Origin of the sequence: Mesorhizobium sp. C268A (assembly GCF_040324475.1) — a bacterium.
Lineage (GTDB): Bacteria > Pseudomonadota > Alphaproteobacteria > Rhizobiales > Rhizobiaceae > Mesorhizobium.
In genome coordinates this window covers 104,821-118,754 of record NZ_JAMYVX010000001.1, presented here as the reverse complement: position 1 = coordinate 118,754, position 13,934 = coordinate 104,821, and the positions used below count along the sequence as shown (strand labels likewise).

Genomic DNA, 13,934 nt, shown 5'->3' with positions numbered 1-13,934 from the left:
AGGCCTCAAACCAATCAGGAGATTTCGACATGGCCACCAAGCAAGGCAAGAAAGACAATCGCCTCTCCGACAAGGAGGCCATGCATATTGCCGAGACCACCGACGTTTCGCCCAAGCAGGCCAAGGACCTGGCCGAGAAGCACGGCAAGGACAAGGGCGCAAAGGAAGCCAAAAACTTCAAGGCAGAGGGCTGAACCTGAGATCGGTACACAGGCGCACGGTTTAGCGCCAACGATTCAGGACGAACTGTCGTAGCCGGCGCGGCCTTCCTCCAGCAGCCGCCGGATCACCGCGACGCCGCCGGTGATGTCCTCGCGCCGCCTTGGCTGCGAGACGCCGAAACGCACGCCGTGAAAAACCTGCTCGGAACGCCCCGCCTTGAACTCGTCCTCGTCGTCGAGGAGCACGCCATTTTCGAGGCATGCGCTCCTGAACGTGCCGGACAGCCAGGGATCGGGCAGCGTCAGCCAGACGAAGGGCACGCTGCCGTGTGACTTGAAGGCGAAACCCGCCAGTGTCTCGCGCACGATGGCGATGCGGGCGGCAATTTCGGCAATGCTGCGTTTGCGGATATCGCCAGCCTGCCCTGACAGCACCAGCCGCGCATTCACCTCCGCCAGCAGGAACGGCATCCCGCCGGTCATCATCTTGTGGGCGACGCGGATGCGATGGCGATAGGCGGGCGGGCAGGAGAGCCAGCCGCCGCGAACACCTGCCGCGACCGATTTCGACAGACCGCCGGCGACAATGGTGCGCTCGGGTGCATATTCGGCGATGAGCGGCGTCGGATCTTCGGTCAGGCCGCCATAGAGATCGTCCTCGATGACGATGACATTGTACGCGCGCGCGACACGAGCGATCGCCTCGCGGCGCGAAACCGACAGGATCGCCAGCGTCGGGTTCTGCACCGTCGGCATCAGGAAGATTATCTTCGGGTGCTTTTGCGCGCAGACGCGTTCGAAATCCTCGGGATCGAGGCCTTCTTCGTCCGATGCCACCAGTGCTATGCGCCGCCCGATCAGCCCGGCGCTGCGGGCGATCTGCGAATAGGTGAGGTGCTCGAAGGCGACATAGTCGCCCGGCGTGGTCAGTGCCGCAATCGCCGCCATCACCGCGGCATGTGTGCCAAGCGTGGGAACGATGGTGTCGGCCGCCGGACGGAACGAATTGCGCGACAGCCAGCGGGCGCCGGCCTCGAACCAGCGCTCCGGAAAATCCCTGGTGTAGCTCGAAATCTCGTGCGGGTGTTCCTGCACCGTGCGCGAGAGCATGTCAGCGACAATGGCGCCCTGGCCGATGTCGGGCGCGGCAGTGCTGTCGAAACGCAGTTTGCCGGGCGGCGCATCGACATAGCGCGTGCCTTGCACGGCAGGCTCGGCGAATTCGGGTGACGCTTCCGATTGCTGCGCCAGCACATAGGTCCCGCGACCGACTTCGCCGCTCACCAGGCCGCGCTCGCGCAGCAGCTGATAGGCTCGGCCGATCGTGCCGACCGTCGTGCCGATATCATAGGCGAGATCGCGCTGCGGCGGCAATTTTGCCCCGGCATCGATGACGCCCTTGTCGATGTCCGACTCGATGCTGTCGGCAAGGCGCTGGTAAAGCGGGCCGGAACCGATGGTGAGGTCAGGGAGCCAATTTGTCATGGTGACAATTCTGTATATTGCACCAGATCGGGTGTCAATGCATATCAGAACCGTACCAAGATGGGTACAATTTGCAAGGTTGGCAGAAAGACAATGGATACAATCGAGACAATCCGCTGCGCGGGCATTGAATTGGTCGGGCCGCGCCCGTCCAGCCGGCGAGGCTTTGTCGGCCGGATCGTGCATGTAGTCAGATCGCTGGCGCGATGGATCGACGTGCTGATCGAGCGCCGTCGCGGCCGCCTGGCTTTGCTCGAAATGACCGACGAGCAGCTCAGGGACATCGGTGTGTCGCGTGACGACGCTCACCGCGAAGGCATCAGGCGACTAACTTGTAGTCTGGTCAGCGGCGTGTGCCCGGAGCCCTGAGGCGTGAGACGCCCTTATCGGCAAGCACGGCGAGGATGCACAGCACCAGGAAAACACCGGTGACGGCCAGCGCCGCAAGGGCGACGTTGGCCGCGCCGTTTTTCGCAACGTCGAGGAACGGGTAGGGTACTTCGCCTGCGATCGGTGCGCGCGCCAGCGCATAGGCGAGATAGGCGATCGGATAGGCCATCCACCACGAAATGTCGCTCCAGCGTGTCCTGCCGTCAGCGCCTGCAACAAGCCACCACAGCACGAACAGCACCGGCGTCACATAGTGCAGCAGCACGTCACAGAGCAGGAACAGCCCCTGCGGCTGCCAGAGCTGCGCCAGAACCGTCGCGTAGACGATGAAGACCAGGGCGATGGAAGCCGCCACGCCCGCCCGCATCCGCGGCCCGGCAAAGGCCGGCAGCCAGGCGTAGCCCGAAGGCGACAGCAGCGAGACATGGACCAGCACTGCACCGATGTTGGTCAGGATGGTGAAGAAGCTGAACAGAAAGACGATGGAGCCGAGAAAACTGCGGCCGGCTTCCATCGATGCCGGGATGGTGATGCACGCTTGCAGGACAAGCCCGGCCAGACCGATGATCAATCCCGCAAACTGCAGGAAGCGGCCCATGGCGTCAGGCGGCCGCGTTGCAGGAGGGGTTGCCCGTTTGCCAGCGCGCAATGTCGGATCCGATGCGCGCGCCGAGCGGATCGTCCATCAGCGGACCGAACACGTCGACGCGGCTGGAATTGCCTTGCGCCTGGACGACCAGCAGCGGCTTGCCGCCATAATGCTTGGCCGGCACCAGCAGGAAGCGGGGCGTGCCGCTGAACGAATTCAGCTCATTGGCCATCTGATAGGATTTGAAGGCGGGATCCTTGCTGGCGATCCAGCATTTGTGGGCCGATATCGCTACCTGTTCCATGGCCAGCAGCGAAGCGCTCTTGCCCGTGGGGACCGGCGCGCTCTTCGGGCTGGACTGGCAGGACGCCAACGCCAAGCCGGCAGCAGCCAGGGGACCTAGGCGAACAATCGTCAGTCTCATGGTCAACCGCCCCCGCGTTTTGAAAGGAATTCGAAGAGATATCAGGCGGCGATGCCGAGTGCGCCTTCGAACAGCGCCCGGCCGTCACTGCCGCCATGCGCGGCCTCGATCAGGTTTTCCGGATGCGGCATCAGGCCGAGCACATTGCCCTTCTCGCTGATGATGCCGGCAATGTCGTTGATCGAGCCATTGGGATTGGTGCCTTCGGCATAGCGGAACACAACCTGTCCTTCGCCCTCGAGGCGCGCAAGCGTGTCGGCATCGGCGAAATAATTGCCGTCATGATGCGCAACCGGCGTGCGGATGATTTGGCCCGGCTGATAGCGGCGGGTGAACATGGTGTTGGCGTTGGCGATCTGCAGCTTCACCTCACGGCAAACGAATTTCAGCGAAGCATTGCGCATCAGCGCGCCGGGCAGCAGGCCGGCCTCGACCAGAATCTGGAACCCGTTGCAGACGCCAATGACCATGACGCCCTTGGCGGCCTTTTCAGCGACTGCCCGCATCACCGGCATCCGCGCGGCAATGGCGCCGCAGCGCAGATAATCGCCGAAGGAGAAGCCGCCGGGAATGGCGATCAGGTCGACATCGGGGATTTCAGTGTCGGTCTGCCAGACGGTCGCCGGCGCCTGCCCGGAAATCTTGGTCAGCGCCGCAATCATGTCGCGGTCGCGGTTGAGGCCGGGGAGAAGAACGACAGCTGATTTCATATCAAGCGATCTCCACCGCGTAATTCTCGATCACCGTATTCGCCAGCAGCTTGTCGCACATGGCTTTCAGATCGGCTTCAGCCTTGGCCTTGTCGGTCTCCGAGAGCTCGAGGTCGAAGACCTTGCCCTGCCGCACCTGGCCGACGCCGCCGAACCCCAGTCCGGACAGAGCGTGCTCTATGGCTTTTCCCTGCGGGTCGAGCACGCCGTTCTTGAGGGTGACGGTGATGCGGGCCTTGATCATGCTGGACAGGTTCCTGTTCGAAGACTTAGCAATTCCAGGAAAAGTGTGAAGCGGTTTTCCGTCCGGAATTGCGTCAAGAAATGAAGACTTAATGCGGCTTGCCTTTGAGGCCATCGGTCGAGGCGACGAGCACCGGGCCGGTCGGGCGCGGCGGCTCGTTCTCGTTCATGATGCCAAGGCGGCGGGCAACTTCCTGATAGGCTTCGACGAGGCCGCCCATATCGCGGCGGAAACGGTCCTTGTCGAGCTTGTCCTGCGTTGCCACGTCCCACAGCCGGCACGAATCCGGCGAGATCTCGTCGGCAACGACGATGCGCATCATGTCGCCCTCGAACAGGCGGCCGCATTCGATCTTGAAATCCACGAGCTGGATGCCGACACCCATGAACAGGCCGGAGAGGAAGTCGTTGACGCGGATGGCCAGCGCCATGACGTCGTCGATCTCCTGCGGGCTTGCCCAGCCGAAAGCGGTGATGTGCTCTTCCGACACCATCGGATCGTCGAGCGCATCGGCCTTGTAATAGAATTCGATGATCGAACGCGGCAGAACGGTGCCTTCCTCGATGCCGAGGCGCTTGGACAGCGAGCCGGCGGCGACATTGCGCACCACCACTTCGAGCGGAATGATCTCGACTTCCTTGATCAGCTGCTCGCGCATGTTGAGCCGGCGGATGAAGTGGGTCGGAATGCCCATGCGGTTCAGATGGTTGAAGATGTACTCGGAAATGCGGTTGTTGAGCACACCCTTGCCGTCGATGACCTCATGTTTCTTCTTGTTGAATGCGGTCGCATCATCTTTGAAGAACTGGATAAGCGTGCCCGGTTCCGGTCCCTCATAGAGGATCTTGGCCTTGCCTTCATAAATGCGGCGGCGATTTTTCATCTGATTTTTCTCTGGATTTGCGGGCAGGCGGCAAGCGACCAGTTCCTGTCCGTCTGCCTAAATTGGTGCGGCGACGGGTGGGGTTCAATGCCGGGTCTATCCCAATCACAGCGTTTGCTCAATCGGCAAATCCTTTCCATCGACCGCTTTCAGGAATGAAATGCCGCAGCGCAGCAAGTGATGTAGCATATTGACCGGCCCGCGCCCTTTTGGTTTGTGCTGCGGCAACACACATATCCATCGCCAACGCGAATCGATTTCATCGGAGGGAAGCCATGAGCAGCATGAAAGACCGCGAAGAGGGTTTTGAGCGCAAATTCGCCTTCGACGAAGAACTTCGCTTCAAGGCTTCCGCACGCCGCAACAAGGCGCTCGGTCTGTGGGCCGCCGAAAAGCTGGGCAAATCCGGCACTGACGCCGACGCCTATGCCAAGGAAGTTGTGGTTTCCGATATCGAGGAAGCCGGCGATCACGACGTATTCCGCAAGATCCGCAAGGATTTCGACGCCGCCGGCGTCGACCAGTCGGATCACCAGATCCGCCGCACCATGGACGAACTGATGGCGCAGGCGATCGAGCAGATCAAGAACACCTAGAGCGAGTAGCGCTGGACCAATCGACCGCCCGGTCCAGCCGGGCGGTTTTTCTTTGCCTTTTCAGCCTTTTCCGGCTGAAACTGTGCGTAGGCCTGTTACAAGGCTCTACCCAACGAGGAAAGCACCCATGTCCCTGAAGTCACGCCTGGCGGCGGATGAAACGCTGTTCACCGCCTGGTCCGGCGTTCCGGACGCTTTGACGGTCGAAATCATCGCCAAGCAGGGTTTTGACGCCGTCACCCTCGATATGCAGCATGGCGGACACCACGAAGACTCGGTCTTGCGCGGCCTGGTGCCGGTGCTGGCCGCCAACAAGCCGGCGCTGGTGCGCATTCCGGTCGGCCGCTTCGACATGGCCAGCCGCGCCCTCGATTTCGGTGCCGAGGCGGTGATTGCACCGATGGTGAATTCGGTGGCCGATGCAAAACTCTTTGCCGCGGCGATGAAATATCCGCCGATGGGCGAGCGCTCCTGGGGCCCGACCTATGCTTTTCCGCGCCATGGCAAAGGCGACCACGCCGAATGGCTGCGCGACACCAATCAACGCACCATGGCCTTTGCCATGGTCGAAACGCGCGCCGCACTCGATGCGCTGGACGGCATCCTCGACACGCCGGGCATTGACGGCATCTTCCTCGGCCCATCGGATTTCTCCATCGCCTGGTCGAATGGCGCCACCGTCAATTCGACGCTGGAAAGCATGATGGAAACCGTCGCCTCCATCGCCGAGCGGACGCGCAAGGCGGGCAAGCATGCGGCAATCTACGTCGTTGAGCCGGCGATTGCCGGCCGCGTCGTGGCGATGGGCTACCGGCTGCTGGCGATGGGCTCGGACCATGCGCTGATTTCGCTCGGCGCAAAGATACTCATCAAAAGCATGAACGATTCGATCAAGGGCTGAGGCGTGGTGCCTTGCCCGGTCAGGCCTTGAGGTCGGTCAGGAACTTGGCGAAGGTCATCGACCCTTCCGGCCACGGGCCGAAGCCGGCATCCTCATTGAGGTGACCGGTTTCGCCGGCATCGATGAACAGCGAACCCCAGGCGCCGGCAATGTCCTCGGCAACCTCGAAGGCGCAGAACGGATCGTTGCGGCTGGCGATGACGATGGACGGGAAGGGCAGCGGTTCGCGTGCATAGGGGCCAAAGGTCATCAGGTGACGCGGCCTTATCTCCGGGTTGGCGACGTCGGGCGGCGCGACAAAGAACGCACCGGCGACCGGCTTCCTGAACTGCGGAATGGCCTGCACCGCGGCCGCCACGCCCAGGGAATGGGCAACGATCACCACCGGCCGCTCGGCCTCGTTGACAGCGTTCGCCACGCTCGCCGTCCAGTCCTCGCGCACCGGCTTCGACCACTCCGCCTGCTCGACCCGGCGCGCCGTCGACAGTTTCGACTGCCAGCGTGTCTGCCAGTGTTGGGGGCCGGAATTGGTGTAGCCCGGCACGATCAGAATATCTGCGTCTTTGACTTTCATGGCGCTGAGATAGCGAGCGGCCGTGTCTCGTGCAACCCGCGCTGACGCATGCGGTGCATCACAATCGTGAACAACCTGTTCGATTCTTTCCATCTTGTGTGAACGATCAGGATCGACGATTTGAGGCAGGAAGAGATGGACAACAGAATAGACTGGTGGCGCGGCCTGGGATAACGCGCTGAACGGAGAGTTTTATGAGCGAACTGCCTTTTGCCGCGACGACCCCCGTCAGCGTGTCACGCGTGGGCCTGAAGGCGCGCGACGCCGAAGGACTTGCCGATTACTACCGGGCTGTTGTCGGCCTGCAGGAATTGAGCCGCGCCGATGGCGCCATCACGCTGGGCGCTGCCGAGCGCCCGCTGCTGGTCATCGAGCCTGACGCAGCGGCCAAGCCCGACGATCCGCGCAGCGCCGGCCTTTTCCACACCGCTTTCCTTCTGCCCAGCCGCGCCGATCTCGGCCGTTGGATAAACCATGCCGCCGCCAACAAGATCCGCATCGAGGGCGCCTCCGACCATCTGGTCAGCGAGGCTTTGTACCTGACCGACCCCGAAGGCAACGGCATTGAAGTCTATAGGGACCGTCTGCCGCAGGAGTGGAAGTGGAACGGCGACAAGATCGCCATGGCGACCGAGCGGCTGAATCTGGCCGCCGTGGTTGGCAGCGTGCCGGCCGGTGACGCCGGCTGGCAGGGCGCGCCGCAAAACAGCATTATCGGCCATGTCCATCTGCGCGTCGGCCGGCCGGAAGATGCCGAGGCCTGGTGGCACGACGAATTTGGCTTCGACACGGTCGCTAAGTATGGAGGGCAGGCGGTGTTCCTGTCGTCGGGAGGCTACCACCATCATATCGGTGGCAATTCGTGGCACAGCGCCGGCGCCGGCCGCCGCGATCCGTCCCGCTCGGGTCTGGCCTGGGTCGAGATGCGGTCGGACAAGACAACCGCTGAAACCACGCGGGAAGATCCGTGGGGCACGGTTATCCGCACCGTGCCGGGCGCCGCCGGCTGAGCGCCCGCTCGGTTCTTACAAGGAAGTGGCGGCGTAGCCCGTCAGCAGCCCATGCGCCCAGCTGTCGAAGCCGGTGGCTGTCGCGCGGGTGGACGCCTCGGTCCAGTCATAGCTGACCGTATGATGGCTGAACGACCATTGTCTGTCCTTGCGCGTGGCAAGGGCATAGCGGGCATCCGGACTGCCGGTCACAGTCAAACCTGGGAATGCCTGGACGCCGACACTGCCGGGATTGAGGATTGTCCGGTTGTCCGACAAGCGCACAACGCGCGGCGTATGTGTATGGCCGCACAAGGTCAGCCCGGCGCCGGCGCTGCCCAGCTTGTGCCTGATCTGCTTTTCATTGGACGGGTGGAAGTGGCTGCCTCCGTCTTCCTCGAGCAGGAACACGTCGTCGTCACTGGGGCTGCCATGGCAAAGCAGGATGTCCTGGGCAGGCGACAGGGTGACCGGCAATGCGGAGAGCCAGGTCAATGACGCCTGGGACAGGCATTGGTGGGTGAAAGCATCGACGTCTTCCAACCCGGAAGCAGGCGGCTCGACCAGCACACGGTCGTGATTGCCGCGCACGGTCGGCCAATTCTGTGCCATCAGATATTGCGCGGTTTCTTCAGGCCATAGCGGCCCGGAGAGACAATCGCCCAGATTGACGATGATGTCGGGAGAAGCGTCTTTGATCTGCGCATGAACCGCCTCAAGCGCGCGCAGATTCCCATGGATGTCGGAAAGGACAGCCAGCCGCATGGAAGATCCTATCCGAAAACCCGCTTGAAGATCGTGTCGACATGCTTGGTGTGATAGCCCAGGTCGAATTTCTCGCGGATCTCGGCTTCGGGCAGCGCTGCGGTGACTTCCTTGTCGGCCAACAATTCCTCAAGGAAATCAGCGCCATGTTCCCATACCTTCATGGCGTTGCGCTGCACCAGGCGGTAGGCATCCTCGCGGCTGACGCCGGCTTGCGTCAGCGCCAAAAGCACGCGCTGCGAATGCACAAGGCCACGGAACTTGTTCATGTTCTTCAGCATGTTGTCGGGATAGACCAGCAATTTGTCGACGACGCCGGTGAGCCGCGACAGCGCGAAATCCAGCGTTACCGTGGCGTCCGGCCCTATCATGCGCTCGACCGAGGAATGCGAGATGTCGCGCTCGTGCCAGAGCGCCACATTCTCCATCGCCGGCAGCGCCATGGAGCGCACCATGCGGGCAAGGCCGGTGAGGTTTTCGGTCAGCACCGGGTTGCGCTTGTGCGGCATTGCCGACGAGCCCTTCTGGCCCGGCGAAAAATACTCTTCCGCTTCCAGCACCTCGGTGCGCTGCAGATGGCGGATCTCGGTCGCCAGCCGCTCGACCGACGAGGCGATGACGCCGAGCGTGGCAAAGAACATGGCATGGCGGTCGCGAGGGATGACCTGCGTCGACACCGGCTCCGGCTTCAGCCCAAGCTTTTTCGCCACATGTTCTTCGACATAGGGATCGATGTTGGCGAAGGTGCCGATCGCGCCCGATATGGCGCAGGTGGCAATATCCTCTCGCGCGTGCACCAGCCGCTCGCGGCAGCGTGAGAACTCGGCATAGGCCTGCGCCAGCTTGACGCCGAACGTGGTCGGCTCGGCATGAATGCCGTGGCTGCGGCCGATGGTGACGGTGTCCTTGTGCTCGAAGGCCCGGCGCTTCAGCGCGGCGAGCAGGCCGTCGAGGTCGGCCAGCAGGATATCGCTGGCGCGGCCGAGCTGCACCGCAAGGCAGGTGTCGAGAACATCCGATGAGGTCATGCCCTGGTGGATGAAACGCGCATCCGGCCCGACGAATTCGGCGAGATGGGTGAGGAAGGCGATGACGTCGTGCTTGGTGACGGCCTCGATCTCGTCGATCTTGCCGACGTCGAATTGGGCGGCGCCGCCTTTTTCCCAGATGGTTTTGGCGGCTTCCCTGGGAATGACGCCGAGCTCGGCCAGCGCATCGCAGGCATGGGCCTCGATCTCGAACCAGATGCGGAAGCGGGTTTCCGGCGACCAGATGGCGACCATTTCCGGCCGGGAATAGCGAGGGATCATCCGTCAGTCCTGATATGTCGGTGGTTAAGTGCGCCTCCTATCAGAGGCGGACCGAATGCTCAACGCTGCTGGCGTGCAAACCAAACGCTGGCGGCGGCAAGCGCGATGAATCCGAGCGGAAAATAGAGCCTGATACCCAGCACCACGAACTGGTAGAGCGCCGTCAGCGAGGTGAAGACCAGTTCGAACGCCCACCGGGCGGTGAAGGCCTCCGCGTGCCATTCGGCATAATAGGAGCGGTATTGCAGCGCAAACAACCCGCCGGTGAAGGCGAGCGTCGTGGCAAGCAGGCAGACGAAGGCGGCGGCGAACGCCACCTCCCAATGCCGGTCGAGCGAGACCAGCCGCGCCGCGAACAACCCGACGGGAAAGGCCAATGCCGCGCCGGTCGCAAACAGCAGGGCGACGAAGCGGATCTTTTCCGGGGTCTCCCAATTGTCGAGCCAAAGACCGGTCAGCGCGCTGGCGCCCATGGCCATCGCCCACAGCAAGGCGCCGAGAAGCGCGGTGCCCGTCGATGGTACGGCGCGGCTGACGCGATTTCCGGCGCGCTTGCGCCAACTGGATTGATCGAGCGATGTCACAGGCGTCCGGTCACGGCGATCCAGCGAAAATCCGGCCCTTCGAAGCCGTATTGGCGCACCGCGATCAGCACCGCATAGGCGCTGATGCCGTCCATCGAAAATGTCTGCACCGCGCCGATCCTGTAGCCGTTCGGGCAGCCACGGCTTTTCGGGATCGATTTATCCTCATGCAGCAGATGGGTCTGGCCGCCATCCCTGGCCTCGATCCGCAGCAAGCGAAAACCGTTGATCTCGCCTTGGCTCTGGCAGCTTTCGGTGTCGTTCATGCCGATCTCGTCCAGCCGGAATTCCAGCGGCGGGTCGACCGGCGAAAAGATCGGCCGTGGGTTGACCACCATGCGGAACGGGTCGGCCGACAATTCGGTCACCGGGTTGAAGCCGGCGGTGATGCCGCGGTTGGCGGTAAGCTCGGCCTGGGCAATGATTGCTTCGCCTTTTTGCCTGGCTTGCTGACGGGCCGTCTCGAGCGAGGCGGTCTCATCCTCCAGCCGGACCCGGATTGGCGTGCCCTTCAGGAACGTGTCGTCGGCGGTGTTGATGTAGTGGCGATTGGCATAGGGAAAGCCCGAACCGTCTGCCACACCATATTCCTCGAAGGCGAAGACGCTGCCATCCTTGCTGAAGCCGAGGATTTCAAGCTCGGCGACATCGCCCGCTTGGGCGGCCATGGCGGATGCCAGATGGACCAGCAGGCAAACGCCAATCAGGACGAGATTTCGCATCGGGGTTCCGCTCCGCCTGCCGTGGTTCGATCGTTCCCTATCACGAGACAGTCAAAACATCGTGCTATTCGAAAGGCGATGCATCCAATTTCGCCTCTGTTTGTTATCGTCGATCGTTTTCAAAAGGAGAACACCCCATGACTGAGGCCAGCAAGATTCGCGAGCATATGGAAGTGGTCGGCGCCGACGGCGTTCACATCGGCACCGTCGACAGGGTCGATGGCGAGCGGATCAAGTTGACCAAGGCCGACAGCGGCGAGGGCACCCATCAGGGGCATCACCACTACATTCCCTTGAGCCTGCTTGCCGAGGTCGAGGGCCAGAAAGTCTGGCTGTCGGCGAATTCGGATGTCGCGGTCAGCTTCGAGGAAGAGGAGTCCGACCCGACCTGACTGAAAGTCAGCGCGACGACCACACCGGAAACAGATCGCCATCGGCCGGCGTCGCGGCATGGATGCCGCGGCTGATGGCGCGCGCCATGGTGGCGCCGGCGGCGGCAAAGAAATCGACGGCATCGTCGGCGCTGAGTTCTATGCCGCTCTTCCCCGTCGCCAGCGCGAACACCAGATCGCCGTCAGCCGGCGTGTGCACGGGCCAGATGGCGCGCACGAAGCCGTCATGCGCTGAAATGGCCAGCCGCTTGGCTGCCGCCTTGGTCAGCACGGCGTCGGTGGCGATGACGGCGATGGTGGTGTTGCCACCGGCCTCGGCTTGTCCACCGACACGCTTGTCGCGGTATTTCAACAGGATCCGCCTGGCATCGTCCGGCATTGGCGAGGGATAGCCAAGCCCGCCGAACTCATCGCCGATCTCGAAGGGCGCCGCCCAGAAATAGCGGGTCCGCGCGATCGTTACCGAGCCGGTCGGGTTGGCGGCGGCGAGTGCGCCGATGGTGACGCCGCTGTCGAGCACAGTCGAGGCAGAGCCAAGGCCGCCCTTCAGCCCGGAACTCAGCGCCCCGGTGCCGGCGCCGATTGTGCCGAGCGGAAAGTCGACTGTTGCCGCCTGGGCGGCTTCGTAGCCGAGGTCGCGGTAGGGAGGATAACGGCCCCAATCCTTGTCGCCGCCATTGCGCAGGTCGAACAGGATCGCCGCCGGCACGATCGGCACGCGAAAGCCGCCAACATCGACGCCAATGCCTTTTTCGCGCAGCGCTGCCTGAACGCCGGAGGCGGCGTCGAGGCCGAAGGCCGAGCCGCCCGACAGCACGACGGCATGAACCGCCTCGATGGAATTGTGCGGTTCGAGCAGGTCGGTCTCGCGCGTGCCCGGCGCGCCGCCGAGGATCTGCACGCCACCGACCGCCGGTTCGTCGCACAATACGGTGGTGACGCCCGATTTCAGCCTGGCGTCCGACGCGTTGCCGACGCGCAGGCCGGCGACATCGGTGATCAGATTGCGCGGCCCGGTGCGAAACATCAGTTCGTCTCCGCCGGCACGAAACGCGTCCCGTCGAAGCGGAAGGCGCGATAGAGGTTTTGGCTCAGATCGCCTTTGTCGTCGAACCGCAGCGGGCCGATCGCGGTGGTGAAATCGTTCCCGGTTAGCGCGTCGGCCAGCCCCTTGCCCGAGGTCTCGGGCGCGGCCGAGGCCGCCTTGGCAATCTCCACCGCCGCATAGGCCGGCAAGGCATAGCCATCCGGCGCGATGTTTTTGGCCGTAAACGCCGCCAGCACCTTGGGATCGGCGACATCGGCCCATTCCGGCGGCGCGATCATCAGCGTGCCGACGGCGTAAGGCACATCGCCGGGTGGCGTGCGCAAATTCTCGCCGCCGGCAAAGACAATGCCGGCCTCGAGCTGGCCGGCGTCGCGGCCCATAATGGCGATGTCGTCGCCGTCGCCACCGGCAAAGACATGCGTGGCGCCCGCCTTCTTCAGCCGCCCGATCAGCCCGATCTGGTTGTCGAGCTGCGGCCGGAACGTGTCTGTGAAGACCGGCTTCAGCGCTGCCTGCTCCGCTGCGGCGCGCAGCGTCTCGGCGATTTCGCGGCCATAGATGGTGCCGTCATCGACGATGGCGAACAATTCGCTCTGCCACAGCCGGGTCAGGATGGCGGCCACCGCATTGCGCTCGTCATCGCCGCGCGGCCCCAGCCGATAGACCGGCCAGCCGGTTTTGGCGCGGCGATCGGTCAGGCTTTCGGTGCGCACGCCAACGGTGATGACCGGTATGTCAGCGTCCTTGAGGATCGGCAGCGCCGCATGGATCGCCTCGGTGCAGAGGAAGCCGACGACGACCTTGACCTTCGCCGCCGCGAACTCCCTCGCGGCGGCGGCGCCGCCATCGGCTGTGCAGGCATCGTCGACCGTCCTGATCTCGGCGCCGTTGGCTTCTGCTGCCAGGGCAGCACCCGCCTCAATCTGCTTGCCCAGGATCGCCGACGGACCGGACAGGGGTGCGGCGACGCCGACAAGCAAAGTCTGCGCGCCGGCGCTTGCCGGCAGCAGCCAGAGCAGTGCCGCTATTACAGCTGTTGGGGGTCGCATTCTGACGACGAATTCCTCCGTGCCGGTCGCATGCTTCCAGCGTCTCTTCCGCCAAGACCTAAAGGCTGCCCGCCCCAGGCGCAACACGGGAATTTGCGGATTGGCGTCAACCACTTCG

General features: G+C 63.3%; 20 protein-coding genes. 6 read left to right on the top strand and 14 right to left on the bottom strand.

Translation table 11 applies throughout. The features are described from left to right. Positions 1-29 precede the first annotated feature (29 nt). Positions 30-194 (top strand): hypothetical protein, encoded by a 165-nt coding sequence (locus tag NKL06_RS00600; protein WP_023669098.1) that lies wholly within the window; start codon positions 30-32, stop codon positions 192-194. 42 nt (positions 195-236) lie between these two features. On the opposite strand, the gene NKL06_RS00595 is transcribed toward NKL06_RS00600, so the two are convergent. Next, complete coding sequence (locus tag NKL06_RS00595; RefSeq protein ID WP_023694130.1) at positions 237-1,646, bottom strand: aminotransferase-like domain-containing protein; 1,410 nt, start codon at positions 1,644-1,646, stop codon at positions 237-239. Positions 1,647-1,739: 93 nt separating this feature from the next. Between NKL06_RS00595 and NKL06_RS00590 the strand changes: the two genes are divergently transcribed. Further along, positions 1,740-2,015, top strand: a complete 276-nt coding sequence (locus NKL06_RS00590; protein WP_023694131.1) for a DUF1127 domain-containing protein — start codon at positions 1,740-1,742, stop codon at positions 2,013-2,015. Here NKL06_RS00590 and NKL06_RS00585 read toward each other — a convergent pair. The 6 genes from NKL06_RS00585 to NKL06_RS00560 form a co-directional block, all read right to left on the bottom strand. Then, positions 1,990-2,634 (bottom strand): Pr6Pr family membrane protein, encoded by a 645-nt coding sequence (locus NKL06_RS00585; RefSeq protein ID WP_023684887.1) that lies wholly within the window; start codon positions 2,632-2,634, stop codon positions 1,990-1,992. The genes NKL06_RS00590 and NKL06_RS00585 overlap by 26 nt on opposite strands. A 4-nt stretch (positions 2,635-2,638) precedes the next feature. After that, entirely contained in the window at positions 2,639-3,049 is a 411-nt protein-coding gene (locus NKL06_RS00580; RefSeq protein ID WP_023669094.1) for a hypothetical protein, read from the bottom strand. A gap of 41 nt (positions 3,050-3,090) precedes the next feature. Further along, a complete protein-coding gene (gene purQ / locus NKL06_RS00575) occupies positions 3,091-3,759 on the bottom strand; it encodes a phosphoribosylformylglycinamidine synthase subunit PurQ (protein ID WP_023684888.1) in 669 nt (222 codons plus the stop codon). 1 nt (position 3,760) lies between these two features. Beyond that, positions 3,761-4,003: a phosphoribosylformylglycinamidine synthase subunit PurS gene (gene purS, locus NKL06_RS00570; RefSeq protein WP_023669092.1), complete on the bottom strand. Its 243-nt coding sequence runs from the start codon at positions 4,001-4,003 to the stop codon at positions 3,761-3,763. 88 nt (positions 4,004-4,091) lie between these two features. Beyond that, positions 4,092-4,886, bottom strand: a complete 795-nt coding sequence (purC, locus tag NKL06_RS00565) for a phosphoribosylaminoimidazolesuccinocarboxamide synthase (RefSeq protein ID WP_013532127.1) — start codon at positions 4,884-4,886, stop codon at positions 4,092-4,094. 105 nt (positions 4,887-4,991) lie between these two features. Continuing rightward, positions 4,992-5,114 carry a hypothetical protein gene (locus NKL06_RS00560; protein WP_280790911.1) on the bottom strand — a complete coding sequence of 41 codons (123 nt, stop codon included), beginning with the start codon at positions 5,112-5,114 and terminating at the stop codon, positions 4,992-4,994. 47 nt (positions 5,115-5,161) lie between these two features. Between NKL06_RS00560 and NKL06_RS00555 the strand changes: the two genes are divergently transcribed. Together NKL06_RS00555 and NKL06_RS00550 are read left to right on the top strand one after the other, a co-directional pair. Then, positions 5,162-5,482: a DUF1476 domain-containing protein gene (locus NKL06_RS00555; RefSeq protein WP_023669091.1), complete on the top strand. Its 321-nt coding sequence runs from the start codon at positions 5,162-5,164 to the stop codon at positions 5,480-5,482. 127 nt (positions 5,483-5,609) lie between these two features. Next, entirely contained in the window at positions 5,610-6,383 is a 774-nt protein-coding gene (locus NKL06_RS00550) for an HpcH/HpaI aldolase family protein (protein ID WP_023669090.1), read from the top strand. A gap of 19 nt (positions 6,384-6,402) precedes the next feature. Here NKL06_RS00550 and NKL06_RS00545 read toward each other — a convergent pair whose 3' ends face one another. Beyond that, positions 6,403-6,957 carry an RBBP9/YdeN family alpha/beta hydrolase gene (locus NKL06_RS00545; protein WP_023694132.1) on the bottom strand — a complete coding sequence of 185 codons (555 nt, stop codon included), beginning with the start codon at positions 6,955-6,957 and terminating at the stop codon, positions 6,403-6,405. A gap of 194 nt (positions 6,958-7,151) precedes the next feature. On the opposite strand from NKL06_RS00545, the gene NKL06_RS00540 reads away from it, so the two are divergent. Further along, entirely contained in the window at positions 7,152-7,967 is an 816-nt protein-coding gene (locus tag NKL06_RS00540; protein WP_023694133.1) for a VOC family protein, read from the top strand. A gap of 15 nt (positions 7,968-7,982) precedes the next feature. On the opposite strand, the gene NKL06_RS00535 is transcribed toward NKL06_RS00540, so the two are convergent. From NKL06_RS00535 to NKL06_RS00520, 4 genes are all read right to left on the bottom strand, one after another. Then, on the bottom strand, positions 7,983-8,711 hold the full coding sequence (locus tag NKL06_RS00535) for a metallophosphoesterase family protein (RefSeq protein ID WP_023694134.1): 729 nt from the start codon (positions 8,709-8,711) through the stop codon (positions 7,983-7,985). Between the two features lie 8 nt (positions 8,712-8,719). Then, positions 8,720-10,021 (bottom strand): adenylosuccinate lyase, encoded by a 1,302-nt coding sequence (gene purB / locus NKL06_RS00530; RefSeq protein ID WP_023694135.1) that lies wholly within the window; start codon positions 10,019-10,021, stop codon positions 8,720-8,722. A 59-nt stretch (positions 10,022-10,080) separates the two neighbouring features. Then, positions 10,081-10,500, bottom strand: a complete 420-nt coding sequence (locus NKL06_RS00525) for a hypothetical protein (RefSeq protein ID WP_245261354.1) — start codon at positions 10,498-10,500, stop codon at positions 10,081-10,083. 101 nt (positions 10,501-10,601) lie between these two features. Next, positions 10,602-11,327 carry a DUF2259 domain-containing protein gene (locus tag NKL06_RS00520; protein ID WP_023694137.1) on the bottom strand — a complete coding sequence of 242 codons (726 nt, stop codon included), beginning with the start codon at positions 11,325-11,327 and terminating at the stop codon, positions 10,602-10,604. A gap of 137 nt (positions 11,328-11,464) precedes the next feature. On the opposite strand from NKL06_RS00520, the gene NKL06_RS00515 reads away from it, so the two are divergent. Further along, positions 11,465-11,719 carry a DUF2171 domain-containing protein gene (locus NKL06_RS00515; protein ID WP_023690182.1) on the top strand — a complete coding sequence of 85 codons (255 nt, stop codon included), beginning with the start codon at positions 11,465-11,467 and terminating at the stop codon, positions 11,717-11,719. Between the two features lie 7 nt (positions 11,720-11,726). Here the strand turns inward: NKL06_RS00515 and NKL06_RS00510 are convergent, their stop codons facing one another. Next, complete coding sequence (locus tag NKL06_RS00510; RefSeq protein WP_023694138.1) at positions 11,727-12,746, bottom strand: P1 family peptidase; 1,020 nt, start codon at positions 12,744-12,746, stop codon at positions 11,727-11,729. After that, the gene (locus NKL06_RS00505) at positions 12,746-13,816 is read right to left on the bottom strand and encodes a branched-chain amino acid ABC transporter substrate-binding protein (protein ID WP_023690180.1); all 1,071 of its coding nucleotides are present in this window, start codon (positions 13,814-13,816) and stop codon (positions 12,746-12,748) included. Before NKL06_RS00505 ends, NKL06_RS00510 begins: the two co-directional genes overlap by 1 nt. Between the last annotated feature and the right edge of the window lie 118 nt (positions 13,817-13,934).